Annotated in this window: 22 protein-coding genes and 2 pseudogenes; 21 read left to right on the forward strand and 3 right to left on the reverse strand. The window is 35.7% G+C overall.

Translation table 11 applies throughout. The features are described from left to right. The first annotated feature begins 285 nt into the window (after positions 1-285). The 8 genes and pseudogenes from sigW (at position 286) to MHH96_RS06750 (ending at position 9,851) form a co-directional block, all read left to right on the forward strand. Positions 286-849, forward strand: a complete 564-nt coding sequence (gene sigW / locus MHH96_RS06715; protein ID WP_047943945.1) for an RNA polymerase sigma factor SigW — start codon at positions 286-288, stop codon at positions 847-849. A gap of 19 nt (positions 850-868) precedes the next feature. Continuing rightward, positions 869-1,519, forward strand: coding sequence for an anti-sigma factor family protein (locus MHH96_RS06720; protein WP_047944013.1), 651 nt, complete (start codon positions 869-871; stop codon positions 1,517-1,519). Positions 1,520-1,776: 257 nt separating this feature from the next. After that, positions 1,777-2,601: a diadenylate cyclase CdaA gene (cdaA, locus tag MHH96_RS06725; protein WP_047943946.1), complete on the forward strand. Its 825-nt coding sequence runs from the start codon at positions 1,777-1,779 to the stop codon at positions 2,599-2,601. Beyond that, the gene (locus MHH96_RS06730; RefSeq protein WP_047943947.1) at positions 2,594-3,916 is read left to right on the forward strand and encodes a CdaR family protein; all 1,323 of its coding nucleotides are present in this window, start codon (positions 2,594-2,596) and stop codon (positions 3,914-3,916) included. The genes cdaA and MHH96_RS06730 overlap by 8 nt, the downstream gene beginning before the upstream one ends. A gap of 42 nt (positions 3,917-3,958) precedes the next feature. Next, entirely contained in the window at positions 3,959-5,311 is a 1,353-nt protein-coding gene (glmM, locus tag MHH96_RS06735; RefSeq protein WP_047943949.1) for a phosphoglucosamine mutase, read from the forward strand. A 620-nt stretch (positions 5,312-5,931) separates the two neighbouring features. Then, positions 5,932-7,734 carry a glutamine--fructose-6-phosphate transaminase (isomerizing) gene (gene glmS, locus MHH96_RS06740; RefSeq protein ID WP_047943950.1) on the forward strand — a complete coding sequence of 601 codons (1,803 nt, stop codon included), beginning with the start codon at positions 5,932-5,934 and terminating at the stop codon, positions 7,732-7,734. 286 nt (positions 7,735-8,020) lie between these two features. Next, positions 8,021-8,266 (forward strand): hypothetical protein, encoded by a 246-nt coding sequence (locus MHH96_RS06745; protein ID WP_047943951.1) that lies wholly within the window; start codon positions 8,021-8,023, stop codon positions 8,264-8,266. Between the two features lie 461 nt (positions 8,267-8,727). Then, a pseudogene (locus tag MHH96_RS06750) lies at positions 8,728-9,851 on the forward strand (tetratricopeptide repeat-containing glycosyltransferase family 2 protein). Positions 9,852-10,265: 414 nt separating this feature from the next. Here MHH96_RS06750 and MHH96_RS06755 read toward each other — a convergent pair. Next, entirely contained in the window at positions 10,266-11,519 is a 1,254-nt protein-coding gene (locus tag MHH96_RS06755) for a DUF5068 domain-containing protein (RefSeq protein ID WP_144546777.1), read from the reverse strand. Positions 11,520-11,926: 407 nt separating this feature from the next. Here MHH96_RS06755 and MHH96_RS06760 point away from each other — a divergent pair, with 407 nt between their 5' ends. From MHH96_RS06760 to MHH96_RS06790, 7 genes and pseudogenes are all read left to right on the forward strand, one after another. After that, positions 11,927-12,619 (forward strand): DUF1963 domain-containing protein, encoded by a 693-nt coding sequence (locus MHH96_RS06760; RefSeq protein ID WP_341116923.1) that lies wholly within the window; start codon positions 11,927-11,929, stop codon positions 12,617-12,619. Positions 12,620-13,383: 764 nt separating this feature from the next. Then, the gene (locus tag MHH96_RS06765; protein WP_047943954.1) at positions 13,384-13,812 is read left to right on the forward strand and encodes a MarR family winged helix-turn-helix transcriptional regulator; all 429 of its coding nucleotides are present in this window, start codon (positions 13,384-13,386) and stop codon (positions 13,810-13,812) included. Between the two features lie 32 nt (positions 13,813-13,844). Next, a pseudogene (locus MHH96_RS06770) lies at positions 13,845-14,064 on the forward strand (nitroreductase family protein); the annotation flags it as partial. 74 nt (positions 14,065-14,138) lie between these two features. Continuing rightward, entirely contained in the window at positions 14,139-14,435 is a 297-nt protein-coding gene (locus tag MHH96_RS06775) for a putative quinol monooxygenase (RefSeq protein ID WP_047943955.1), read from the forward strand. Positions 14,436-14,839: 404 nt separating this feature from the next. Next, entirely contained in the window at positions 14,840-15,478 is a 639-nt protein-coding gene (locus MHH96_RS06780; RefSeq protein ID WP_047943956.1) for a nitroreductase family protein, read from the forward strand. Between the two features lie 42 nt (positions 15,479-15,520). After that, a complete protein-coding gene (locus MHH96_RS06785; protein ID WP_047943957.1) occupies positions 15,521-15,892 on the forward strand; it encodes a DUF1304 domain-containing protein in 372 nt (123 codons plus the stop codon). Between the two features lie 409 nt (positions 15,893-16,301). Next, on the forward strand, positions 16,302-17,108 hold the full coding sequence (locus MHH96_RS06790) for a hypothetical protein (RefSeq protein WP_047943958.1): 807 nt from the start codon (positions 16,302-16,304) through the stop codon (positions 17,106-17,108). 190 nt (positions 17,109-17,298) lie between these two features. On the opposite strand, the gene MHH96_RS06795 is transcribed toward MHH96_RS06790, so the two are convergent. After that, positions 17,299-17,658 (reverse strand): winged helix-turn-helix transcriptional regulator, encoded by a 360-nt coding sequence (locus tag MHH96_RS06795; RefSeq protein ID WP_047943959.1) that lies wholly within the window; start codon positions 17,656-17,658, stop codon positions 17,299-17,301. Positions 17,659-17,867: 209 nt separating this feature from the next. Between MHH96_RS06795 and MHH96_RS06800 the strand changes: the two genes are divergently transcribed. From MHH96_RS06800 to MHH96_RS06815, 4 genes are all read left to right on the forward strand, one after another. Continuing rightward, positions 17,868-18,887 carry a zinc-binding alcohol dehydrogenase family protein gene (locus MHH96_RS06800; protein WP_047943960.1) on the forward strand — a complete coding sequence of 340 codons (1,020 nt, stop codon included), beginning with the start codon at positions 17,868-17,870 and terminating at the stop codon, positions 18,885-18,887. A gap of 823 nt (positions 18,888-19,710) precedes the next feature. Beyond that, complete coding sequence (locus MHH96_RS06805) at positions 19,711-20,088, forward strand: hypothetical protein (protein WP_144546773.1); 378 nt, start codon at positions 19,711-19,713, stop codon at positions 20,086-20,088. Between the two features lie 71 nt (positions 20,089-20,159). Next, positions 20,160-20,828 carry an ABC transporter ATP-binding protein gene (locus tag MHH96_RS06810; RefSeq protein ID WP_144546771.1) on the forward strand — a complete coding sequence of 223 codons (669 nt, stop codon included), beginning with the start codon at positions 20,160-20,162 and terminating at the stop codon, positions 20,826-20,828. Further along, positions 20,825-23,248 (forward strand): hypothetical protein, encoded by a 2,424-nt coding sequence (locus MHH96_RS06815; protein WP_144546769.1) that lies wholly within the window; start codon positions 20,825-20,827, stop codon positions 23,246-23,248. Before MHH96_RS06810 ends, MHH96_RS06815 begins: the two co-directional genes overlap by 4 nt. 422 nt (positions 23,249-23,670) lie before the next feature. Here MHH96_RS06815 and MHH96_RS06820 read toward each other — a convergent pair whose 3' ends face one another. Next, positions 23,671-24,516, reverse strand: coding sequence for an SDR family NAD(P)-dependent oxidoreductase (locus tag MHH96_RS06820; RefSeq protein ID WP_235844539.1), 846 nt, complete (start codon positions 24,514-24,516; stop codon positions 23,671-23,673). Between the two features lie 161 nt (positions 24,517-24,677). Here MHH96_RS06820 and MHH96_RS06825 point away from each other — a divergent pair, with 161 nt between their 5' ends. Both MHH96_RS06825 and MHH96_RS06830 read left to right on the forward strand, forming a co-directional pair. Beyond that, the gene (locus MHH96_RS06825; protein WP_053215771.1) at positions 24,678-25,223 is read left to right on the forward strand and encodes a TetR/AcrR family transcriptional regulator; all 546 of its coding nucleotides are present in this window, start codon (positions 24,678-24,680) and stop codon (positions 25,221-25,223) included. 66 nt (positions 25,224-25,289) lie between these two features. Then, a complete protein-coding gene (locus MHH96_RS06830) occupies positions 25,290-25,859 on the forward strand; it encodes a helix-turn-helix domain-containing protein (RefSeq protein WP_047943961.1) in 570 nt (189 codons plus the stop codon). The last annotated feature ends 42 nt before the right edge of the window (positions 25,860-25,901 follow it).

Here is a 25,901-nt window from a genome sequence, read left to right on the forward strand (position 1 = left end):
TATATAGCCGTAGTAAATTCAAATGTTGCTTGTCTTGATTTTAGCATATTATTACTTTTTTTATAACCAATTCTAAAAATTTTAAACATTATGTGGCATTATTTGTTAAAATAAGAATGAGTATCCTAAAAAAGATAGATGTGCATAATAGGGAGATTTTTCACTACATATAAGTGAGAATATTATTTTTTTTATACATAAATAAAATTTTTTTAGAGAAAAAATGAAACCTTTCCTGCTGTCGATTCGTAAATCGATTAGCCGCACTAGAGCGGAGGTAAATAGATGGAAGCATTAGTAAAAAAAAGGATTCAACAAGTTTTAAAAGGGGATAAAAATGCATTTGGTGACATAATCGAACTATATAAAGATAAAGTGTTTCAAATTTGTTATCGGATGTTGGGGAATAGGCATGAAGCAGAGGATATAGCACAAGAGGCTTTTATTCGTGCATATGTGAATGTTCATCGCTATAATATGGAATATAAGTTTTCAACATGGCTATATCGTATTGCGACAAACCTATGCATTGACCGTATAAGAAAAAGGAAACCAGATTATTATCTTGATGCAGAGGTTCCAGGTACAGACGGCTTAAATATGTACTCGCAAATTTCCTCGGATGGAAAATTGCCTGAGGAAGATGTAGAGAGTATGGAACTGCAAGCAATGATACAAAGGGAAATCTCCAAACTTCCTGAAAAGTATCGAGCAGTCATCGTTTTAAAATATATCGAAGAACTTTCTTTAAATGAGATAAGTGAAATTCTGGAGCTTCCTTTAGGAACAGTTAAAACACGTATTCACAGGGGAAGAGAAGCGTTGAGAAAACAATTACGGTATGTCTGATAAAGAAGGTGAAAATAATATGACTTGTTCAACAGAGATTATTTCCTATATGCATCAATATCTTGATGAAGAAATAGAAGAAGAGAATTTAAAAGAATTAAAGAAGCATTTAGATCAGTGTGAAGAATGTGCAACTCATTTTCATGAACTGAAAAAAACTATCGCACTGGTCCAAAGTACTTCTCACATTCAAGCACCAATGAACTTTACAGAAAATATACTTGCTAAATTACCGGAAGAAAAGAAGCAAGTCAGAGTGAAACGATGGCTGCGTCATCATCCTATGCTTGCTGCTGCTTCCCTTTTCCTTATATTAATGATATCGAGTCTAATGTCGTCATGGAATGAGGATCATCAGTTTTCTGTTTCGAAACAGCCAAATATAATAGTAGAAAATAATACAGCTATTGTGCCAGAGGGAGAGACAGTAAAAGGTGATGTGATCGTTCGTAATGGAGATATTAAAATAGAGGGACAAGTTGAAGGAAATGTAACAGTAATCAATGGAAAGAAGTATATGGCTTCTGCTAACCAAGTAACTGGTGATATTAAAGAGGTAAACGAGATATTTGATTGGTTATGGTACCATATAAAGAAAACTGTAACGGATATTACAGGGGTATTTAGTGATGAGGATAACACCCAAAAAAATAGCCTTCCTGCAATTTAATTTTAAATTGCAGGTTTTTTTATTTAGTTTTACATGTATTTTTCTTTCGAGTAAAAATAGGGCTTAAATACAATGGAGACACATATACTACTGATATGGACAATCTAATTGTTTTCAAGATAGTTGGTTATGCTTTTCTTTGTATTAATTGGAATTGTGTTATAATATGATAATTGTAGGTTTTCTCCTGACATGTTTGAGTTAGGGAAAAATCTTCAAAACGTCACTTTTGAAATATATACTTTGGAGGAAGGAAAATGTCGTTTGCAGATTTCCCTTTTTTAAAATATTTAGCGAATACAGTAGACATTATCCTTGTTTGGTATGTCATTTATAAGATTATTACAATTATCCGTGGGACAAAAGCGGTACAATTGTTGAATGGAATATTTGTTATTTTAATTATTAAAATGTTAAGTGACTATTTCCAACTACAAACATTAGGCTGGATGATGCAGCAGGTAATACAGTGGGGTGCATTAGCCCTTATTATTATTTTCCAGGGAGAATTAAGAAGAGCTCTCGAACAATTGGGGCGAGGGAAGTTTTTTTCACGATCCGTTGTTCAAGAACATGAACTCCAAGCCCAGTTAGTGGAATCCATTGTAAAAGCAGTAGACTATATGGCTAAACGAAGAATTGGTGCGTTAATCACAATTGAAAGAGAAACAGGAATGAGTGATTACATAGAAACAGGTATAGCGCTTGATTCAAAGATATCTGCAGAGCTATTGATTAATATTTTTATTCCGAATACTCCACTGCATGATGGAGCCGTTATTATACAAAAAACAAATATTGCCGCAGCTGCATGTTACCTTCCTCTATCGGAAAGTCCCTTTATTTCAAAAGAGCTGGGAACTAGACATAGAGCGGCACTGGGCATTAGTGAAGTAACAGACAGCTTAACCGTCGTTGTTTCAGAGGAAACGGGTGCAATCTCCATAACGAAAAACGGTGATTTGCACAGAGAATTAAAACTAGATGCATTTAGAGAAATGTTATCTAGTGCCTTGATAACACCTTCTACCAAACAAACCACGTCTAGTAAGTGGAGCTGGAAGGGGAAGAAAAATGAGTAAATTGTTTAATAATGTAATAGGTAAAAATTGGTTTACAAAAGTTTTATCCTTAGCTTTTGCTCTTTTACTTTTTTCCTATGCATATGATCCCAATGAAAGTTCAACAGATGTAAATGTTCCAGGTGATTCTGAAACTGTTATTTTAGAGGATATTCCGGTAACAGCCTATTATGATACTGAAAATGTAGTTGTCACAGGGATACCGAAAACAGTTACCGTCACTTTAAGAGGTCCAACGGTTCATATACAGCAGGCTAAATTGAAAAAGGATTTTGAGGTATATGTTAATTTAGCAAATGCTAATTTAGGAAGTAAGACCGTTCCCCTTCAAATAAAGAACTTATCTGATAAAATTAGGGCAACGATTGATCCCGAAACGATAAAAGTCACGGTTAAAGAAAAGGTTACTCAAGAATTTAATGTAGAAGCAGAATTTAGCAGTAACGCTATTGCGAAGGGATACGCTGCTGGAACACCGAAAATTGAGCCAAAAACAGTTAAGGTTACAGGAGCAAAAGATGAGATTGAAAAAATTGCCTATGTAAAGGCAAATGTAAATCTTGATGGAAATACAAATGAGGCAGTAAGCCAACAGGCGAAGGTTTCTGTATTGGATGGTAGTTTAAATAAATTAAATGTGCAAGTGGAACCAGAAATAGTAGAAGTGAATATTCCTGTCAAAAGAACGAGTAAAACAGTACCTATAAATATAGTGGAACAAGGTAAGCCACAGGATGGTATAACGATTGACTCGATAACTTTGGATACAAAGGAAGCAACTATCACTGGTCCAGAAGATGTTTTAAAAGATGTGGAAAGCACAAGAGTTGAAGTTGACCTAAGTAAAATAGAAAAGGATGAAGAATTAACATTACCTGTCATTATATCCAATGGGGTAACATCTGTTGATCCAGAGCTTGTAAAGGTTACAGTAAAGGTAACAGCAGCACAGCAAGAACAAGAAAAAGAACAGAAAGAGGATGAGCAGGAGAATCAAGATTCAGAGGAAGCCGCGACGACAGAAAAAACAGAAACAAGAACGTTAAGCAATGTACCTATTACTATTATAGGCTTAAATAGCGATTTGGAGGCAACCATTACTAAACCAAAAAGTAGTAGTACAAGTCTTCGGATTTCTGGGGAGCAAAATAGGGTAAGGGAATTGAGTGTCTCTGATTTTAATCTCTATATAGATTTAACAGGAATGGATGATGGGGAGCACGAAGTCCCTATTAAAGTAAATGGGCCTGACAATATAGATTGGGAACTAGCTACGAATACGGCGAGTGTGTCTATTACAAATAAAGAGGCTTAACATAAAACGTGATCTATACTAGTTAGAAGGAGCGATATAGAAATGGGTAAATATTTCGGTACGGACGGAGTACGAGGTGTGGCAAATAGTGAACTAACACCAGAAATAGCGTTTAAGCTAGGAAGATATGGTGGTTTCGTCCTAACAAAAGACCACGACAGACCAAAGGTATTAATCGGACGAGATACTCGTATTTCCGGACATATGCTGGAAGGAGCGCTTGTAGCAGGATTGCTTTCCATTGGTGCAGAAGTAATGCGCTTAGGTGTTATCTCTACACCAGGTGTATCTTATTTAACAAAGGCATTAGGAGCACAGGCGGGAGTAATGATTTCTGCATCGCATAACCCGGTCGCAGATAATGGAATTAAATTTTTTGGTCCTGATGGTTTTAAACTATCGGATGAGCAAGAGTTAGAAATTGAAGCACTGATTGATCAAGCAGAAGATACGCTGCCTAGACCAACGGGTGCAGATCTTGGTCAGGTTGATGACTATTTTGAAGGTGGTCAGAAGTATCTGCAATTCTTAAAACAAACAGTGGATGAAGAATTTGCAGGTATTCACATTGCATTAGATTGTGCACATGGAGCAACTTCTTCCTTAGCAATGCATTTGTTTGCAGATTTGGATGCGGATATTTCTACAATGGGCGCATCACCGAATGGATTAAATATTAATGATGGCGTAGGTTCTACACACCCTGAGGCGCTTTCTAAATTTGTCCTAGAAAAAGAAGCAGATGTTGGGTTAGCCTTTGACGGTGATGGTGATCGTTTGATTGCTATTGATGAAAATGGGGATATCGTTGACGGCGATCAAATTATGTATATATGTGCAAAATACTTAAAAGAAACAGGAAGACTCAAAAACAATACAGTTGTGTCTACTGTCATGAGTAATTTAGGCTTCTATAAAGCGCTAGAACAACACGCAATTACGAGCATTCCAACTGCTGTTGGAGACCGTTATGTAGTCGAAGAAATGCGTAATAATGGCTATAACCTTGGTGGAGAACAGTCAGGACATATTATCTTCCTTGACTACAACACAACAGGTGACGGTCTTTTAACTGGGCTGCAATTAGTTAATATTATGAAAGTAACAAAGAAAAAGCTATCGGAGCTTGCAGGAGAAATGAAGAAATTTCCGCAAAAATTAGTGAATATTAGAGTGACAGATAAATTTCATGTAACAGATAATGAAAAAGTAAAAGAAGTAATTGCAAAAGTGGAACAAGATATGAACGGAAATGGAAGGATTTTAGTTCGTCCTTCTGGAACAGAGCCACTTGTACGTGTGATGGCGGAGGCTCCAACAGAGGAATTATGTGAAGCTTATGTGAATGTTATTTCCGAAGTTGTTAAAGAGGAAATGGGTTTACCAGAAGAATAAACTTAAACACATAAGGGACTTATACTAATATCTATGCAATTTGGAACACAATTAGCACGATAGAATACATTATTAGGGTGAAAGACATTTCCGAAGGAATGTTTTTTACCCTATTATTTTTTCCGCTTTTCGTGTCGGAATGTATCCTACCTCAGTTAATGAAATAAAAATTTACGATTTTGTCATAGGATTGTATTTGACGGAACGATTCTTGGTAGGGTATGATTAAATTGCTTTTTGAATAAAAGCAAACCTGTTGTTAAGGAGGATAGGAGTTATTTTAGGAATTTGAAGCGCCTGGACTAGTAATGGACGACACGAAACTAGTTGACGAGGAGGAGGTTTATCGATTTTTCGGCGGATGCCTCCCGGTTGTATTAGCCAATCGTAAGTCATACTTTAAAACATTAAGGTAACTTAATGCACAAAGAGTAGGGCATGCTAATCAGAAGCGTAATCTTTAAGTTGTATTATCTACAACCTTTTGTTTTTATCTGTCTTTATGCAGGACAAAAGATGCAGTATATTACGACTTATAACCCCAAAAAAACAGAGATAAGGGAGCAAGTTTGTTCCCTAAATAGTGACTTCTTGCTCCCTTAGAACGGAGGAAAAGAAGTATGTGCGGAATTGTTGGTTATATTGGAAATCAGGATGCGAAAGAGATTTTATTAAAAGGTTTAGAAAAACTAGAATATAGAGGCTATGACTCAGCTGGTATTGCATTAAGCAATGGAGAGGGAGTTCAAGTTTTTAAAGAAAAAGGACGAATTGCTGACCTACGCAGTATTGTGGACGAAGAGGTATTTGCACCTGCTGGAATTGGTCATACACGCTGGGCAACTCATGGCGTGCCAAGCAGATTAAATGCGCACCCACATAAAAGTGCATCAGAACGCTTTACAATTGTTCATAATGGCGTTATTGAAAACTATGACTTATTAAAGAAGGAATATCTTGCTGATATCACTTTGAAAAGTGATACAGACACGGAAGTCGTTGTTCAACTTATTGAACATTTTGTAGAAGCTGGAAGTGATGTAAAGGCAGCATTTGTTCAAACACTAAAGTTATTAAAAGGGTCTTATGCATTTGCCTTATTAGATGAGCAAAACAAAGACATGATATATGTAGCAAAAAATAAAAGCCCATTATTGATAGGTTTAGGGGAAGGCTTCAATGTTATCGCAAGTGATGCAATGGCTATGCTTCAAGTAACTGATCAATATGTGGAATTAGTAGATAAAGAAATTGTGATCGTGACAAAAGACGAGGTAACGATTGAAACATTAGAGGGAGAGGTTATTTCCCGGGAAGCATATACGGCAGAACTAGATGCTAGTGATATTGAAAAAGGGACATATCCTCATTATATGCTAAAAGAAATTGACGAACAGCCAGTAGCTATTCGCAAAATTATTCAGGAATATCAAGACAAAGATGGAAAGTTGACAATTGATCCAGCGATCATTGAAGCGGTGAAAGCTGCCGATCGACTGTACATTGTAGCTGCTGGTACATCTTATCATGCCGGTCTTCTTGGGAAGCAATTTATTGAGAAATTAGCAAAAATCCCTGTAGAGGTTCATGTGGCAAGTGAGTTCGGCTACAATATGCCGCTGCTTTCTGAAAAACCACTGTTCATTTTCATTACACAAAGTGGAGAAACTGCAGATAGCCGTGCTGTGCTTGTGCAAGTGAAGGAAATGGGTTTACCAACTCTAACTATCACAAATGTACCAGGCTCCACATTGTCTCGTGAAGCTGACCACACCTTATTATTGTATGCTGGTCCGGAAATTGCAGTAGCTTCTACTAAAGCTTATACTTCGCAAATGGCTGTATTGTCTATCCTTGCAGAAGTAACAGCAAGAAGCAAAGGCTACCAGATAGATTTTGATCTTATTCATGAATTAGGTATCATTGCCAATGCCATGGAAGGCGTTTTTGAAGATAAAGAAGAGCTAGAGGCTATTGCTCGAGAATATCTGGAAACATCAAGAAATGCTTTCTATATCGGGCGCGGCATTGATTACTATGTTGGCCTTGAAGGTTCTTTAAAGCTAAAAGAAATCTCTTACATCCAAGCAGAAGGATTCGCAGGTGGAGAATTAAAGCATGGAACAATTGCTTTAATTGAAGATGGAACACCTATTATCGCATTAGCAACACAAGAGAGTGTTAACTTAAGCATACGTGGTAACGTGAAAGAGGTAGTAGCTCGCGGAGCAAACCCATGCATCATTTCAATGAAAGGCTTAGAAATGGATGGCGACCGCTACATCGTACCAGCTGTGCACGACCTGTTAACACCCCTTATCTCTGTAGTACCATTACAATTAATTGCTTACTATGCAGCACTTCATAGAGGCTGTGACGTAGATAAACCACGTAACTTGGCTAAGAGTGTTACGGTGGAGTGATTTATTTTGTAATTCTTTATGTGAGTGTACACCCTTAAAAATCTTTGTCCTTAAACAATAAACCATGTCCTTAACTAAAAAAGTCTGGTCAAGACCGAAGGAAAATCAGGTGAAATCCTGGTCGCCCTTCGGTCTTTTTTGGTTTGAAAAAAGCGGGAAAAAATGCGAGGATATGAATCGCTGGTCAGCCATTCAGAATAAATGAAAGTCTAAATAATACTGCTAAATCAAGGGTTGGGGCAGGAAAGAGCATGAGAAAAAGGCAGAGGAAAAGCAGGAGAAAAGGGTGGAGAAAAATAAGAAAGGCAGGGGGAAAGCGGGAGAAAAAGCAGGAGAAATACAGGACTTTTGGACAAAGTTTTTTATGTCTACGACCCTGAAAATTCGGTACAATTTTGGGCGGAAATGGGGAAAAGGCGGGACAAAGTTTTTTCTCTTCCAATTGTTGGTGAAAGGGCTTGAGCCTATGCTGGACAAGGAGTTGGAAGGAAAAAGGATGGAAAGGGGGAGGGACAAAGATTTTTATGTGTGAACAAGTAGATATAATTGAGCAGGAACATCAGGTGGTCCAGTCTATAAAAAAGATTGATCATTTAAAACAAAGTTCGGTTATTTAAAATAAAGAATGATAATTTATAATAAAGTTTGTTTAAAATCCTGTTTTTACAGGATTTTTTTCTTTAACTCTAGGGTAGCGTTTATCGAAAAAAGATTAACGCTTTTTTATTGTAATCAAAAGGTGCAGTTTTAGATTTAAAATAAAGTTGCAACTTCGCAACATAAATACCCTATTTCCTGAATATCTTTATGACATAAAATCCATCACCTCCCATTCCTCCGATACTAATCAAACATACAGCTCTTTTTACAAGAACTTCAATTCCTTGCCGGGCAATTTGGTTTGTCTTTTGATCACTTGTCAAAACATGCCCATATTGATTACATGTTTGTCTATGCCATAAAGAAAAAACAAAATAAAACGGAGGTGGCGATGTGATTTCAATCAGTTTATGCATGATTGTAAAAAATGAAGAAGCTGTTATTGGACGGTGCTTAGATTCTGTGCAAGGGATAGCTGATGAAATAAACATTGTGGATACCGGTTCAGTTGACAAGACGAAGGACATCGCTGCCCGTTATACAGACCGGATTTTTGATTTTGAATGGACTGATGATTTTGCGGCTGCCCGAAATTTTTCGTTTCAGCAGGCAACGACCGACTATATTTTATGGCTTGATGCCGACGACGTGTTTACTGAGAATGATCAAGAGATTTTATTGGATTTAAAAGGAACGCTAGATCGCGTATTGACGCGGTCTCAATGAAATACCATTTAGCTTTTGATGAAGAAAATAACGTCACATCCAGCTTAAGAAGGTACCGGCTGGTAAAACGCGAAAAAAGCTTTAAGTGGATTGGCGCCGTCCATGAATATTTGGAAGTGTACGGAAACCTTCACCACAGTGAAGTTGCAGTTTCTCACCTTCCACTTAGCCATGACGCAGATCGCAACCTCCGAATTTATGAAAAAATGGCCTCGTCAGGAAAGGATTTTTCTCCAAGAGATTTATTTTACTATGCGAACGAGTTGTGTGATCACGGAAAAATGGAGCAAGCAATTGAGTATTATTTACGGTTTTTACAAATGAAACAGGGATGGGTCGAGGATAATATCAGAGCGTGCAATAAATTAGCAGACTGCTATCATTCATTGGGGCTGAAGGAAAAAGAATTAAGCTGGGTGCTCCACACGCTCGTCTATGGACCGCCTAGAGCAGAAACCTGCTGCAGGTTGGGATACTATTTTTTAGAAAAAAACGATTTTCAAAGTGCGGTCTATTGGTATGAAAAAGCAATAGAAAACAAAGGAGCAGAAAACCTGGCTTTTCAAAACCGCGCCTGCGCGACCTGGCTTCCCCACCTGCAATTAGCAGTCTGCTACGATAAACTCGGCCAGCATCAGCTTGCCTATCAGCATAATGAATCGGCATTACAATACCGTCCCCATGATTCAAGAATGCTAGCCAACAAAAAATATTTTGAAGATATCCTTCAGCAGCAAGCTAGCTCCGGGAACATAAAAATACAGAAATTCAGCATGCAGAAGATAGAATAAATGATTAGATTTCGGAAAAATTTGAAGAGGATGAGATAGAACTGTTGGAAACGGAATTAATGACATAAATATTTTATATTTAAACTTTTTTACAAGATAATGGATAAATTTAAAATAAGAAACTATTTTGCTCAAACTTTAATTAAAATGGTTCCTTTTATTCTTCACTTACAGTACCAAGAGAAAGAGTCATTAACCAGTTTTTAAATATTATTGCATATTATACCAAGTATAATTAGAATAGTTATGTAAACCACTAAAATGGAACAATTAGATTTGAATTCGCAAAAAAATTTGCTAAGCCAAAATAACAAGCTAAAATCCCATCATAAGTGATAAGGATTTTACATTTGGGAACTCATAATAAGTCCGAAAAAAACCAGTGCCTTTTCTAACTGACACTGGTTTTTTTATTTATCTTGGTAAGCTAAAAGTAGCAGATTTTCCTTTGAATTGATCTTTACCATCTGTACCGACAAATGGACCAAACCTCATATCAAACTTTTTATATATTTCAAATTCATCTTTTCTAAGTAGGAAAACATGCAGTTTTTCACCTTTTTGTCCCGCAGCAATCTCCCTTTGTTCACGAGGTTCCACCATACCCTGACTTAACACTTTCGCACGATTGTCATCAATATTAAGAGTAGTTTTTAGATTCGATATGTCAACAGGTTCTGATGTTTGATTATCAACATTCAATTTGACAGTCACAGCCACAATCCCATTATCACCAAAATTTCTAAAGCGTTCTTTATTGGCTTCTGTTGGAATCACTTCAGTATATTGTACACCTTCAAGGGTAATTTTCACTTTATCTATCTCTTTGGTATCATTAATTCCAGATTTTTCAAAAATCATTTTTTTGTCAGCCATATTATCAGTCGTTAAACGATCTTGATAAAATTGGGGTTGTTCAGCTGTTTGTTTTGCTTGTTCATCGCTATAAATAAAATCATAAGCCGGCGATTGCTGCATGTTACTATTTTTAGCTTGGTCATTATCAGCTAAACCGCCTTCAATTATATATTTTGGTTTTACTGTTTTTAATTTTTCAAATTCAGCATCTGATAATCTGAAACTCATTAAGCCAGTTACCTTCTCGCCAGCTTCATATAAAGTAATCTTTTCTTTATTCTTTTTGATTTTATTAATCTGCTGATCTTCAGGTACAAGAGTTTTCCAGTCAGACGGAATATAATCATACTCATTGCTTAGCTGAATTCTATGATTATTATTATAATACATTGGTTTATCGGTTCCATTTTCAATGGTAACTTTAGTCGTTACTACGTATCCATTATTCTGGCCATCAAAACGCAACTTAGAATCTTCGTTCATGTCTGTTACTTTAACAATTTGGTACTCGTTAACGGATACTTTGAAACCATTAATATCATTTAAAAATCCAGGTTCTTTATTGGTATAAACCACTTCAACATTTCCTTCTGTTTCTTCTGCAATACTTGGATTCAATACCTCACCTGATTTAGTATCTGATTCTTCTGCTTTTTCATTCGTTTTCCCTTTATTACTTGTTTCCTCTGTTTTAGCCTTTGAATCATTCTCTTTTGGTGATTCAGAAGCTTTTTCTTCATTTCCGCAAGCCGCCAACAATAACATTGCTGCAGAAAGGATTGATACCGATAATACTTTTGCTTTTCTCACATTTACACCCCTTCTTTTTATGTAGACCATAATTATTATAAAGGAAAATAGATAAGAATTCCTTTAATATTACAAAAATGGTATATTTTATCTAGTTTTGAAGAAGACTTTATCCCCAATTTCAATAAGTTTTGTAGTATGAAACTTTCTAAAAATTTTGATAGAGAAATGGATGAATGAGCGACGAAAAGCAATTAAAGCATAGATTGGTCAACCTGCTTTCGCAAGAAACTGAGAAAAAGAAGCTAGATTTCGATTTGGCCGTCTTTGATGAAAGAATCAGGAGCATATTTGAGCCGCGTATCGGCATCAATTATACTTGAGGAGATGGATGGAACTAATAGAAAGACTGCCATCCGTCTATCCAGTAGAAAGCTAACTAGATATCGGGAGGAGAATTGCTTACGATGACACAATTTGAGGCGTTCAATTCACTTAGGGAAATAGGAAAAAAGCCGGTCTTGGCGCAAATTGGCGGATTTCGTCCGGAGGAAGCGTGGATGAGTTGGTTTGGCGGGCATTTTTATATCGATAAGGAAGCGGGATGGCCTCATGACAAAGATGGTCCCATGATTCCCGTATTGCAAGCGTATGTGCCTGAAATACCTGGTGGGATCGATGGTATGGGAGAGGCAAGTTTGATCCAGCTATTTCTGAACAGGAAACAGCTTCCAATCTATCCTGTCAAGAACGGAGAAGGCTGGCTACTCATCGAGCATCAGTCGGTGGAAGAGCTGCAATTAATGGAAACACCGGAAGAAGCGAGAGGTCTCAGGGAGTTTCAGATTAGATGGCACAAGGCTGATAGCGATGATTACCCGTGCTGGGAAGAGGCTTGGGATTATGTTGATTTGACGGAAGTGAACGAGGATGAAGCTGCGAGCGATCAGTTCTTCGATGAATTCGGCAGTTACCCGCAAACGAAAATAGGAGGATACGCATCCTATATCCAGTCACCGGTTTCCTTAGAAGATTGTCAGTATATCATGCAAATCGGAAGCGAGGAAAAGCCGAGATTTATGGTGGGTGACAACGGGACGATTTACTTGTTCAGGTCTCGTTCGACTGGTGAATGGCATATGCATTGGGATTGTTATTGAGGGTTTGACGGTCAGATAGGATAAACTGGCGCTAAAAAGCAGGTTTTTCTACCCATGCCCGTCAGCATGAAATAATTTAAGCTGTTTCCGGACTCGCAAATGGTAAAATTATGTTAGGGTTAAGCCAGCGGTCGGTGGAGTCGTTTCGTCTTGTCTCTTGGGATTTTGGCGAACCGGGACAGTTTAAGCAGCGAGATTCAACCGTTTTCGGTTTAGTAGAGAAGACAAAACACAATGCTATTTCCTTAAGTTACTTTATTTTAAAGCTGCAGGTAAAAGACTTGTATAGACTATCTTGAATAAAGAGACACTATAAAACAACTTCGAAAAGGTACACTTACACAAAGTACTAATTCGAAAGATGTTTTGCATGGGAAAAACTATGTGATACTTATTATTCTAGGTAATATGCACTAAATAAACTATTCATGTCCTTCATATGGGCATATCTCCTTCTTGCGTGAGATAAAGTGGTTGGGAAACCAACTCTTTATCTCACGCAAGAAGGAGGTTTCTTATTACCTCGCTAAAAAGCTTTTCTGGAACTCCCTGCATAGACAGGGGTTTTCGAAAATCATTAATCAAACCCACAAATTTTATTCCAAACCAACAAGATTTGAAACGAAATTAATCAAATTTTATTTCAAAGTTACAAAAGGAAAAATAAAAATACTTGCATTTTAAATCCAATTGAGTTAAATTATTTGATGGGTCAATGATTGATAGGTCAAATAATTTCAAAAAATAAAAAAGGAGGAAAGTTATTGACAAATTCTTGCTCTAAGGAAGCAATTATTTTATATAAATTATTTTTTATTAATAAAGAAATCAATTCGAAATTTGAAGGGTGTACAGGTGTTAGTCAGTCGCGCCTTGAACTTTTGAGCCATCTTTATCAAGTGGATGAAATGAGCCAAAAAGCGCTTCAAAAAGAGATGAATATTGACAATGCTGCAATCACGCGGCATTTAAAACAACTCGAAGTAAACGGGTTGATTTTAAGACGAAAAAAAACAAGTGACAATAGGATCACGCTTGTGACGCTTACTGATTATGGACGTCAAAAAATTAGTTGCTATCAAGAAGAAAAGAAACGTTTCGTCACTTCCATGCTAAAAGATATTAGTGAAGAGGAACGAGATTTGCTATTTGATATGCTAAATCGTATTCAAAATAACATAAAAGAAATCTAATACGTAAAATTTTAGTAGGACGCCGTTCAAATATGCAGCTAATGCTTGTAGCACGCGAACATGGATACGATACATGCCTAATCGGTAGTTTTAGAAAAGGATAAGATTGCAGAAGTATTTGGCTTAGAAAAGGATTGTTATATACCAGTGATGCTTATTTCAATTGGGAAAGCAGCAGACAGAGGTTATAAATCTGTTCGAATTGTACAGTGGAAGAAAAAAGGGAAAGAAACAAGTCCTGTGGTGGATTGATATACACACTGCGTGTTCATGGATGTTTTAAATTTTCTTTAACATAAAAAGATTCAGAGAAGAGGAGGAGAACGATGATTATTATTCATGCTGTAATGCAAATAGACTCAACAAAGCAACAAAGTTTTTTAGAAGAGATAGAAACACTAATGCGTGCTTCTAGACAAGAAAGTGGAAATATTTCTTACAATTTATATAAGGATATAGAAAAGAACCATACATTTACCATGGTTGAAGTATGGCAAGATGCAGCGGCGGTAGAAAGCCATAATACAAGTGAACATTTTACTTCTTTCGTGGCCAAAGCTAGTAACTTTTTAGTTGCGCCACTTGATATAAAAGCATATGATGGACACCCTTTGCAAAGTTAGGGAGTTCTAGTGCAAAAAAATCTTTAGTGAGTTATAAGTAGACATCACTTTTTTATTGCGAATTATAAATGGTAAGATTGTTAATTAAAAAATATCTGGATAATAATGACATGTCCAAATCTTACTAAGAATAGTAAAGTTTACATTTTTAAGAGATTCTCCTGCATGGCTATCGACTTAGTTATAAAGCACCTTTGAAAATCGCGAATTAATTAGAAGTAGAAGGAACAAAAAACTAATGAATATCGATGGCGCAGCCGTATTTATCCTTGTTCGCTCAACCGAGCAAGTCAGAGTCTTCACCGGAAATGCCAGCATAGAAGACTGTTCTGTATTTAAGAAAGTGCTGTTGTAAATGAAGAAAAATATAGAAAATATTAAAAAATTATAGGAGTTGTTTGCACATGAAAACTACATTAAAAACAAACGATTTTATGAAAATAATGAAAGGGCGCCGATCCATTCGCAACTATGATCCAACAGTTAAAATCAGCAAAGAAGAGATGACTGAAATATTAGAGGAGGCGACTACAGCTCCATCTTCAGTCAACGCACAGCCATGGCGTTTTCTTATCATTGAAAGCCCAGAATCCAAAGAAAAACTTGCGGGGCTTGCTAAATTTAATCAGTCACAAGTCACCACTTCATCTGCCGTAATCGCCGTATTTGCAGATATGAACAATGCAGACTATTTAGAAGAAATTTATTCAAAAGCCGTTGACTTAGGATACATGCCACAGGAGGTAAAAGACAGACAAATCGAGGCTTTGAAGGCACATTTTGAACAACTACCGGAGCAAGTAAATCGGGAAACGATTCTAGTTGACGCTGGTCTCGTCTCCATGCAGCTTATGTTGACAGCACGCGCGCACGGATATGAAACAAACCCAATAGGGGGCTATGAAAAAGAAAATATCGCTGAAGCCTTCGGATTGGAAAAGGAGCGCTATGTACCGGTCATGCTTCTATCCATCGGAAAAGCAGTCGATGAAGGATATGCTTCATACCGTCTCCCTGTCGATAGAATTGCGCAATGGAAATAATATAAATTGATATTAGGAAACAGAAAAGGGGGGGATTAGTGAGTGGAAGTACTTGCGGCCATTTTAGTTGGGATAGTAGCAATAGAACATTTATTTATTATGATCCTTGAAATGTTTTTTATTGATTCAAAATTGGCAAAACGAGCTTTCAATTTACCGAAGCACTTAGAAAGAGATCGAAATGTAGCCATCATGTTTGCAAATCAAGGTTTATATAATGGGTTTTTAGCAGCTGGTCTCATTTGGGGACTCATACTTGGACTTAATTCAATTGGCTATATGATTCAGTTGTTTTTTGTAATTTGTGTGGTAGTGGCAGCCATTTTCGGAGGCTTTACATCCAACAAATCAATTATTGTGAAACAAGGAATTCCAGCTATTTTAGCACTGGTTACCCTTTTGTCTGTAATGTAGAACCGAAGCTTTTATATTTTATGAATATATGTATGTTGAAGATCATAAGATGAAAACAATCAAACTTTTTTATAAAAAAATCTAACAGAGTTATTAAAAGAAAATCTATTTTGAAGAAAACTTATTCAAAATGGATTTTTTGTATTCTTTGGTAAATAAAGAGTCAATAAAATGTTTTAATTAATCTTTATTTGAAAGCTACATTTGTATAAAGTTGCAACGTTTATCCCCCTTTAGTTCTAATAATTGGCAGGGGGTTTTTTAGTGAAGGGAAGAGGTATGCATATTCAAATGGGAGAATGATTGAAGGGGAGTAGCGGGTATTTCATTAACTCAGTAGATTCCCCATAAAGTAGTTTCCTAATAACAAATATAGTAAAATAAAGGAAAAAGAAAAGGCGGTTTTTGAATGCAGCGCAACTTTGGAAAGTATGATATACCAGCAAGCCTTCAAAAATTAATGGAATTAGAGAAGGAACTAGGCGATTGTGAATCTTTTTATAATGGGCTTCACTTTTATATTTCATTATCCGACTTTCGCTATTTTAACACACCAAGCGATGTTATTGTATTTGGCCATATTGGAGTAGATGGTATTCATTATGGATTTTTAACAGACTATGGGTCGGTTTCTGACCTTGAAGAGGCGCCTATTGTCTGTATAAGTCCAATGGAGTTTGAAAAGCCAACCCGTATAATCGCAAAAAATTTGCGTGAATTTTTACGTATCAATTGCACAGATAGTGATTTATTTTATAATTATTTCGCTGATGAAGACAGTTATTTAGTATTCAAGGAACGGGAAGTGGATGATGAACTTCATCCTCAGTCTGAACGACAATTATTAAAGTATATCGATAACTTTTTAGAAAAAAACATTCAAATGCCTATTATTGCTAATCCTTATCGCTATATTCAAACGCTTAGATTGCAGCGACAAAAAATGATAACTATTCAAACCCAGGATGGTCTTGGTGTAATTGCTCCATTTCTTGCTAATGAAACGCACATTCCTTTTAAAATTAATATAGACGTTGAACCAGACTTAGCAGCTTTAAAAGCATACTTATCTCGTGCACCAATACCATCACAATATGCTGTGTTTCGAGATATACAACTTCATCATGTTCTATCTGATGAACCATTGTTAAAGAAAATTGTGCTGGAATCCATGTATAATATAGGACTTATCGATGAAGCGAATAGACTATCTTAAAAGCTTTTTCGTTGTCATGATTCAAAGACCAAATGTGGTAACCCTTTTTATAAAGATTGGATAACACTTAGCAAATAAAAAATCCATTTTGATAATTTTTTCAAAATGGATTTTTCTTTTTTTACACAAAAAGAGGGTGTGAACTATCTTTAAGCAAACTTTATTTTTAATCGATATTAAGCTTAAAAACCTATTTTAATTCCCGCTTATTTTCTTTTAAAAACTCTTTGTAATTTTCTCCCCATTCATTCATTAGAGAAATAATTGGTTCGAGCGTTCTTCCAAATTCCGTTAATGAGTATTCCACTTTAGGGGGGATTTCGGGATATACTTCTCGATGAACAATTCCGTCTTCTTCCAGTTCCCTTAATTGGAGAGATAACATTCGTTTGGTAATACCAGGCATTAATCTACTGAATTCATTAAATCTTTTCTTTCCATCTAATAAATAAAACAAAATAACGCCTTTCCATTTACCCCCGATCACATCAAGCGTTCCTTCAACCGGACATCCTTCAGGGCATCCATACCCTTTCTTTCGATTTCTCATCGGTACTCATACCTTTCTCATTTCTGCTTGTTCTTCTTTTCTTAATTAGTAACATAGTTAATAGCAGATTACAAGAATGTCAGTTGCAGCTGCTTTCATTTCTCTCCTAATAGGTAACATGTGTGATACCAGATTACAAGAATGTGCGTACTTACTCTTAATATATTTCTTTTTTATAATAAACATGAATAAAAAAGGAGGGCTTTTAAATGAAAGCAGTTGGATTGTATAAATATTTACCGATTGAAAAGGAAGAAAGTTTGATAGATGTCCAAGTGGAAAAACCTACACCAACCAAAAGAGATATACTTGTTAAAATAAAAGCTGTTTCGATTAATCCGGTTGATGTAAAGGTACGTGCTCCTAAAGATAAAGAAGAAACAGAACCAAGAATTTTAGGCTGGGATGCAAGTGGAGTGGTGGAAGAAATTGGACCGGATTGTACAATGTTTAAACCTGGAGACGAAGTGTTTTATTCTGGTGACCTAACTCGACCAGGGACGTATAGCGAATACCATTTGGTTGATGAAAGAATTGTCGGATTAAAGCCAAAGTCTTTAAATTTTGCACAATCAGCGGCTTTACCACTGACATCGATAACAGCATGGGAAAGTTTATTTGATCGATTAATGATAGATATTAATAACTACGAAGAAAATCAATCTAAGAGCATTCTTATTATTGGCGGGGCTGGGGGAGTGGGCTCCATAGCGATTCAATTAGCTAAAATGGCAGGTTTACAAGTGATTGCCACAGCATCTAGAGAAGAGAGTAAGCAATGGGTGAATAAATTAGGTGCTGATTATATCATTAACCATCACGAAAACTTTCGAACTCAACTACAAGATCATGATATAAAAGGCGTTGAGTACATTTTATGTTTGAACGAAACAGAGCAGCATTGGCAAAACATGGCCGATATTATTTTCCCTCAAGGAAGGATTTGCTCGATTGTAGAAATGGCTAATCCTATCGACCTTACTGCTTTAAAAAATAAAAGTGTCACGTTTGTTTGGGAATTTATGTTTACAAGATCCATGTATGAAACTCCAGACATGATCAAACAACATGAACTTTTATCCAAACTAAATAAACTAATAGATGACGGGAAAGTAACAACAACCCTTACAGAAACTCTTAGACCAATTAATGCCGAAACCTTACGTAAAGCACATAAAATTGTAGAAACGGGAAGTATGATTGGTAAAATAGTAGTTGAGAATGAATAAATGCCTAATGAGATGGTCATCTTATCTAAAAAGTAGACTGTTTGGTTAACAATGACTTAGGATTGAAGATTATTAGTCTATTTAGAACTTAATTTTGGGGATTAGCCTTATAAAAGGGAGGGGAAAACCAGCAAAGCTGTTATCCCCTCCCTAAATAGATTTTTTATTATTGAATTATTCTCTATTCCTCACTATTCAAAAATTCCCTCACATAAATCCTATGTACTCCCTCTAAAACAATGGAACTATATTCAGCAAATGTAACCTTCGTGCTTTTCCCCTTTACAATAAAGTCCCCAGAAACTGCTCCAGTCTTATCCATTGCGGCATCGTAGAGTAAAGCAGCCCCTTTTGTCGGTGGGGAAAAGAAAAACTTCATCAATGGTTTTATATAAAAGGGAATACCTGATTTTTTTTCTTTCCGTAACGTATTGTTACTCCCGGGGTCTACACTTAGAAAACAGGCGCTACTAACCTGATTTTGAAAAATAGTTATGGAAAAAGAATGATTTTAACAAAGATGCTTATGCCAAAGCGGTAGCAGTTTATAATCAATTGACTAATCAATGCAAAGGCCTCTGCTAGTAATAATAAATTTTACAGAAAGATGGAATTCATCAGCAGTGGAGAATTAAAGTAATAGCGCTTTATATCTTTTCTACCAAGATGTATCAGAAATAGAGTCTATTGCTTAAGCATTTAGTAGTGAAAAAAGATTTGAATTTAAATAAGATAGATTAGTGTAAATTTTTTGAAAAAATAATTTACGTGCAATATATTATTTAGTATACTCTAATTGTAAAATATTGGAGGTGAAATTCGAATGAATATAATGAAAAGATTAACGGTTGGTGGATTGGCAATAGGTATATCTCTAGGAATAGGTTTATCTAACGTATCTGCAGCAATACCAACTGAAGCAAAGATTAGTGGTCCGAAAAATGAAATTAGATTTGGTTCTTCTGCTATAATGACTAAAACTATTTCTTGGGGTGGGGGTAACGGAATTTATAATGTAAAGTACCATGATGGTATTACTACTCGATTTACAGATCCTGCTGCTAATTATTATAGTACAACTAGATCATCTACATATCATCTAGGTTCCTTAAGTACCGACAAATGGAACCTTACACTAACTGTTTCATCCGCTGGGGGTGGAACTGCACGTGCAACAGGAACAGTAACACTAAGAAAATAAATGTAAAATTCTATGGCACCCTAGTCAACTGACTAGGGTGATTGTAATTAATCAATTTAAGGAGGAACGTCATGATTGATATAAAGTATTTACAAAAGTCATTTTCTGAATCCAATTCCATAATAGAAAATGTATCCTTGTCTATTGAAGAGGGACAGTGGTATACGATCGTAGGCCCTTCGGGTACAGGAAAGTCTACTTTACTTAAATGTATTTCAGGACTTTTAAAGCCTGATAAAGGCGAGGTCTTATATGAGAGAACTAATATTTATCACATGAATGAAAATGCGAGAAGCGAGTATAGAAAAAAAAATATTGGTTTTATATTTCAGGACTTCAAACTTTTGCCCCACTACTCTGTTATTGATAATGTCATGTTACCTCTTATTTATGATTATCCGAAAAAGGAACTATATATTAGAGCGGAAAAATTACTTGAGAGTGTGGGAATTAATAATTCTTTGTTTGCTAGACTGCCAGAATCTTTATCAGGAGGGGAAAAGCAAAGAGTGGGGATTGCTAGAGCTTTAATGGCTAATCCAAAGGTACTGATATGTGATGAACCGACTGGGAACTTAGATATTGAAAATAGAGATAACATTCTGCGCATTCTGATTGAATGCAAAAATAAAGGACAAACGATTATTATTGTAACCCATGATGAGGAAGTTGCGAAACTTGGTGATAAGACCTATAAATTATACAAAGGTAATTTGAAGGAAAACGAGGTATTTGTATGATACGTTTTGCTTGGGTTCGTATTTTAAGCAGAAAGTTGATCTCCATTACCATTTTATTAGCATTTATTGGTTTATATACACTTATTCCATTAGGTTTTCAGAGCACAAAAGAAATTAAGTTAGCAGTTAATCATTCCGTAGAAGAATACGGACGAGGTACATATGACATCCTAGTACGACCAAGTTCTACAAGAACAGATGTTGAAAAAAAATTAGGAATGATTGAAGAGAATTATATCGGTGATGGGGGAGGTGGTATTTCTATTTCTGATTGGGAACAGATTAAAAGAAACCCGGACATAGAATTGGCCGCTCCAGTAGCATCTCTAGGGTATTTTAGTGGTAAAAGGATGTCTATTGAACTTCCAGTATTAAAGGAACCAACAAGATTTTCTTGGCAATTTTATACCTCGGATGGGATTCATAAATATCCTATTGATCAGAAAGAGGAGTTATATTATTTTGATGGTTCGGTTCCAGGAAACATACAATATATTGACGCTTCGTATCCAAATTCCTTAACAGGTGTAGCAATGACAGTCCTAATGCCTTTTAATTATTATCTATTAGCTGCTATTGATGTTGAGAGCGAAAGTAAGTTAACTGGAATTGACTATTCTGAATTAGATAAAGAGATTAATGATATTGAATTTAAAGAAGTTCGGGAAAGTTTAGGAAATCCACCCGTTATCAAAGTTATACAGCGGCAGGATATAAATATTCCATTATATATGACTGTGAAGACAGATAGGATAGATGTAGATCTCGGAGAATATCAGGAGAAATTAGGCCTGATGAAAGATGACTCACTATTAATGGGCTATGAAAAACCTGAAAAAATGGAGCAAGTAATTAATGAACTATCTAAAGCTAAAGCGCTTGATAATAGAGAATATAATTTAGATTTATCAAAATTCCAAAAACCGTTTGAGGGGACAGCTGTAAAGATTGGGGAGGATTTCAGTATAAGTGAGACTGATCGCTTTATGTCTGACCAAGATACCTCGATTTATTACATAGCATCAAAAATCAACTATAAAATAAATGAAAATAATCTAGAAGTGCCCATACTTGAAGATGGACCTCCCCCAATATATAAAACAGTAAATAAAAAGGGGATAAGTGCCTATCAAAGTCAAAAGGTGCCCTTTATTATTGAACAAGTGGGAGAATTTTCACCTAATAAGGATACTAACCAGTTAGCTTCAAGCCCATTAGGTATATATTCTACCACAGAGTCAAAAAGCTTAGACGGTAAAGTGGTACAATCTACAATCTTTCCTGGAAGCTTTATTCCTACACCAGCGAGCGGGATAACAACCCTGGAAGCTGCTGAAATGGTAAAAGGTCAAAAACCGATTGATGCAATAAGGATCAAAGTGGCCGGGATAAATAAATATAACGTGGATGCTCAAGAGAAAATTGAACAAGTTGCAATAGACCTACTAAAATCTGGTTATGAAGTGGATATTGTTGCTGGTTCCTCTTTTAAACAAATGAGATTAGATGTTGAAGGTTTAGGCCAGATACTGGAGCCTTGGACAACTCTGGGGGTAGCACAAGAGCTGAGTGAAAATTGGAATCACATGTCCGTGATTTCTTTCATATTGTTTTCTCTTTTTGGGTTTCTATGGTTATATTCAAGAGTAACTTTTGAAAAAAAAGCCTTATATAAGGAAGATGAGTTACTATATCTATTAGGGTGGAAAAGGAAATTTATTTTTCTACGGAACTGTCTTGAACAATTTATTATTATTACTATTGGGTATGTAGTTAGCATTATTTTATTTACTCTATTCAAACAAGATGCATTCCCTTATTTACTCTCTTCATTATTATGGTTCCTAACCGTGGTCATGGTATGTTTATTATTTTTAAGAAATGGATCAGGGAATAAAACTAGGATAATGGAATATAAGAAAGTTCCAGCAATTATTCATTATAAAGAGTTTATATTACCAACCATTTTTGTTTTGTTCATTTCGATTATACTACTGATTATTCAGATATCTAACTTAGGATATTCCATTGAAAAAGCTAAGGAAACAACACTAGGTCAATTTACAATGGATGAAACATTAATCATACAAATTTCCATTATAGTGATAACCGTACTGCTTTCTTACCTAGCAGTTAGTGAGAGTATTACAGCACTCCTTCAATACCGAGCGAAGGAATTTTCTATGTACCATATTATTGGGTGGACTAAAGGTCGTATATTGATTCATTTCTCTAAAGAAATCTCTCTCTGGTCAGGAGTCCCAATTGTTTTAGGGGTTCTTTTAGGAAGTTTGATTTTATTTGGAATGAATGTTTCATACAGTTGGATTTTTATTAGTATATTAATCTCTATAGGTATTTTATCAATTGCAATCGTCGTGACTACCATTACAAAATTAAAACCGTTTAGCAAGGGATAGCCTTGAATTAGTTTTTTACTAATTTGTATCAAATAAATTGTGTTTCAGAGTCAAAACATAATTAACTTCACTCTTACAGTGACACTCAAGGAAAAAGGAATGGAATGTCGAGTGCTGTGGATAAATTAAGCTAGCAATTATGAGTTTTGATACTATTGGTCGATATCTGAACTAGAGTTAAGGATAAAATACACTTCATCTTTTATTAGATGAGGTGTATTTTGTACAATCAAATATTCAACAATAATTAAAAAGATAATGCAAGGAAAATCATTCTTTGTCGATGAGCATATTAGATTACAAGACATGAAGAGGAGGACTATTAATGAAAATGAAGGTAAAACATATTTGAGTATAAACTATAATCAAACTTTATTCGAAACAAACCCTGATTATCCTGCAGACCTTCTTTTTATTATCCTCTATTCCTCACTATTCAAAAATTCCCTCACATAAATCCTATGTACTCCCTCTAAAACAATGGAACTATATTCAGCAAATGTAACCTTCGTGCTTTTCCCCTTTACAATAAAGTCCCCAGAAACTGCTCCAGTCTTATCCATTGCGGCATCGTAGAGTAAAGCAGCCCCTTTTGTCGGTGGGGAAAAGAAAAACTTCATCAATGGTTTTATATAAAAGGGAATACCTGATTTTTTTTCTTTCCGTAACGTATTGTTACTCCCGGGGTCTACACTTAGAAACCGGAATCCATTGGCACTCTCTCTTTTTGCTATTTCTTTTGTCCATAAAGATAAAGCTAGCTTTGCTGTCGCATAGGGACCAAATAACTTTTTAAAGGAAGATGGGTTTTCCAATGTATCTGGATCAAACTGTTTCACGCGAAGGATGACAGCTGAAGATGTATTAACAATTGTCTTATCTTCTCCCATTTCAAATAAAGGGGACAGCTCCTTAAAAATAATATAAGGCACTACTGTCTGAAGTTCATAATGTAGTTCGCGATTTTGCTTAGAAAATAATAACGAAGGAAAACTGCCGCCAGCGTTATTGAAAAGGAAATCTATTTTCTTCTCCGTTGCTTTTATTTCTTCCAGCGCATTTTTTAGACTGTTAAAATCAGATAAATCTGCTTTATAAATTCGTAATTGTCCTGTAGTAATTTTTGATTGAATAAAGAGGTCGTCCTTTGAAAAAGAAGAACGTATTAATGCAATAACTTGACTCCCTTCTGCTAGCATTTTTTTGGCTAATTCTAGACCAATCCCATTATTGGCTCCAGTAATGACTACTACCTTTCCTGTTCCCAAAATAATTACCTCCGATATGATAAATAATTTTTGTTGGTAAATGAACAATTGACACTTAAGTTACAATTGTCACTTAGCTTGAAAGGATTGTATAATAAATTTAAGCAAAGAAAAAGCAAAGAATTTTTTTATGTGACACAGGAAAGGAAATTGGTGCATAAATGGATAAACGGGTCGAAAGAACACAAAAATTATTGCTGCAAAGTTTAATGATGTTTAATCTTAAGAATAAAAACTTTTATGAGATTTCCATCCGAGATTTATGCGAGCAAGCTGGAATTGCAAGGCAAACATTTTACAGGAATTATTTAGTGAAAGAAGACATCATTATAAGACAGATATCCAACGTCATGAGTGATTTTAAGTCGGTTTTAAAGCAGCAATCTTTTAACGCTTCAGGCTTTATTCAACTACTAATACAATTTTGGAAACAAAATCAACAGACATTTGCATTAATTGAATGGGCGGGCATTAGTAACGAATTTATTCGTCAGTTAGCCAATTTTAATAAGCTTGTAATGGAGCAACATAAAGCGTTCGGTAAGAATAGTGAATATATTGCAAACTATTATGCAGGCGCTACTTACATGTTTTTAAAGACATTTATGGAAAAGAACGATTTTAGCCAAGAGGCTTATGCCAAAGGAGCTGCGGTTTATAATCAGTTGACCAACCAATGCAAAGGTTTGTTTGAACCACTTAATTAGGAATGGAGTTAAGCTCCTAACATAGGAATAATAATATTTCCCATAATAGAAAAATGGAGGACGAATATGAATAGAGAAACAGATGATTCAAAACAGGTAGTTATTCAAGTTGGAACAGTGCTTAAAAAATTGCGAAAGGAGAGGCGGTTGAGTCTTGAAAATTTATCTGAGATATCAGGTGTAAGTAAGTTGACGCTGGGAAATATTGAGCGAGGAGAAACTAATCCAACAATTGGGGTATTGTGGAAGATTTCGCGAAGTTTATCGATCCCTCTGATGGCGTTATTTTCCTCAGGAAGCAGTGTGAATGTATCGCGGGCTGGTAGCGGGGTAAGAATTTTCGGAGATGATGGCAATTGGGCTGTAGAGCCGATTTTTCAAAATCAAAAGGATGAGATGGAAATGTGTCGAGCATATTTACAACCACATAGTTCTTATTATCCAGAAAAGCATCACCCCAATACGACGGAAATAGCTACGGTGATGTCGGGAACCATAACCATTAATGTAAATAATGAGTCATATATCTTAAATGAATATGATTCGATTAGTTTTGATGCAAATGGAAGCCATTCCTATATAAATCATACCGATAAAGTTGCTGTACTCTATATCTTATTGAGATACGGGAGGTAGTGGTTAGGTTATTCCGTCCAATAGCGGGGATATATTTTGTTT

Source organism: Niallia sp. FSL K6-0212 (assembly GCF_038007605.1).
GTDB classification, from domain to species: domain Bacteria; phylum Bacillota; class Bacilli; order Bacillales; family Cytobacillaceae; genus Niallia; species Niallia circulans.

Bases quoted from the DNA above. Each gene is read 5' to 3' on its own strand.
- sigW (WP_047943945.1), top strand. From the start codon at position 286: ATGGAAGCATTAGTAAAAAAAAGGATTCAACAAGTTTTAAAAGGGGAT.
- MHH96_RS06720 (WP_047944013.1), top strand. From the start codon at position 869: ATGACTTGTTCAACAGAGATTATTTCCTATATGCATCAATATCTTGAT.
- cdaA (WP_047943946.1), top strand. From the start codon at position 1,777: ATGTCGTTTGCAGATTTCCCTTTTTTAAAATATTTAGCGAATACAGTA.
- MHH96_RS06730 (WP_047943947.1), top strand. From the start codon at position 2,594: ATGAGTAAATTGTTTAATAATGTAATAGGTAAAAATTGGTTTACAAAA.
- glmM (WP_047943949.1), top strand. From the start codon at position 3,959: ATGGGTAAATATTTCGGTACGGACGGAGTACGAGGTGTGGCAAATAGT.
- glmS (WP_047943950.1), top strand. From the start codon at position 5,932: ATGTGCGGAATTGTTGGTTATATTGGAAATCAGGATGCGAAAGAGATT.
- MHH96_RS06760 (WP_341116923.1), top strand. From the start codon at position 11,927: ATGACACAATTTGAGGCGTTCAATTCACTTAGGGAAATAGGAAAAAAG.
- MHH96_RS06775 (WP_047943955.1), top strand. From the start codon at position 14,139: ATGATTATTATTCATGCTGTAATGCAAATAGACTCAACAAAGCAACAA.
- MHH96_RS06780 (WP_047943956.1), top strand. From the start codon at position 14,840: ATGAAAACTACATTAAAAACAAACGATTTTATGAAAATAATGAAAGGG.
- MHH96_RS06790 (WP_047943958.1), top strand. From the start codon at position 16,302: ATGCAGCGCAACTTTGGAAAGTATGATATACCAGCAAGCCTTCAAAAA.
- MHH96_RS06795 (WP_047943959.1), bottom strand. From the start codon at position 17,658: ATGAGAAATCGAAAGAAAGGGTATGGATGCCCTGAAGGATGTCCGGTT.
- MHH96_RS06800 (WP_047943960.1), top strand. From the start codon at position 17,868: ATGAAAGCAGTTGGATTGTATAAATATTTACCGATTGAAAAGGAAGAA.
- MHH96_RS06805 (WP_144546773.1), top strand. From the start codon at position 19,711: ATGAATATAATGAAAAGATTAACGGTTGGTGGATTGGCAATAGGTATA.
- MHH96_RS06810 (WP_144546771.1), top strand. From the start codon at position 20,160: ATGATTGATATAAAGTATTTACAAAAGTCATTTTCTGAATCCAATTCC.
- MHH96_RS06815 (WP_144546769.1), top strand. From the start codon at position 20,825: ATGATACGTTTTGCTTGGGTTCGTATTTTAAGCAGAAAGTTGATCTCC.
- MHH96_RS06825 (WP_053215771.1), top strand. From the start codon at position 24,678: ATGGATAAACGGGTCGAAAGAACACAAAAATTATTGCTGCAAAGTTTA.
- MHH96_RS06830 (WP_047943961.1), top strand. From the start codon at position 25,290: ATGAATAGAGAAACAGATGATTCAAAACAGGTAGTTATTCAAGTTGGA.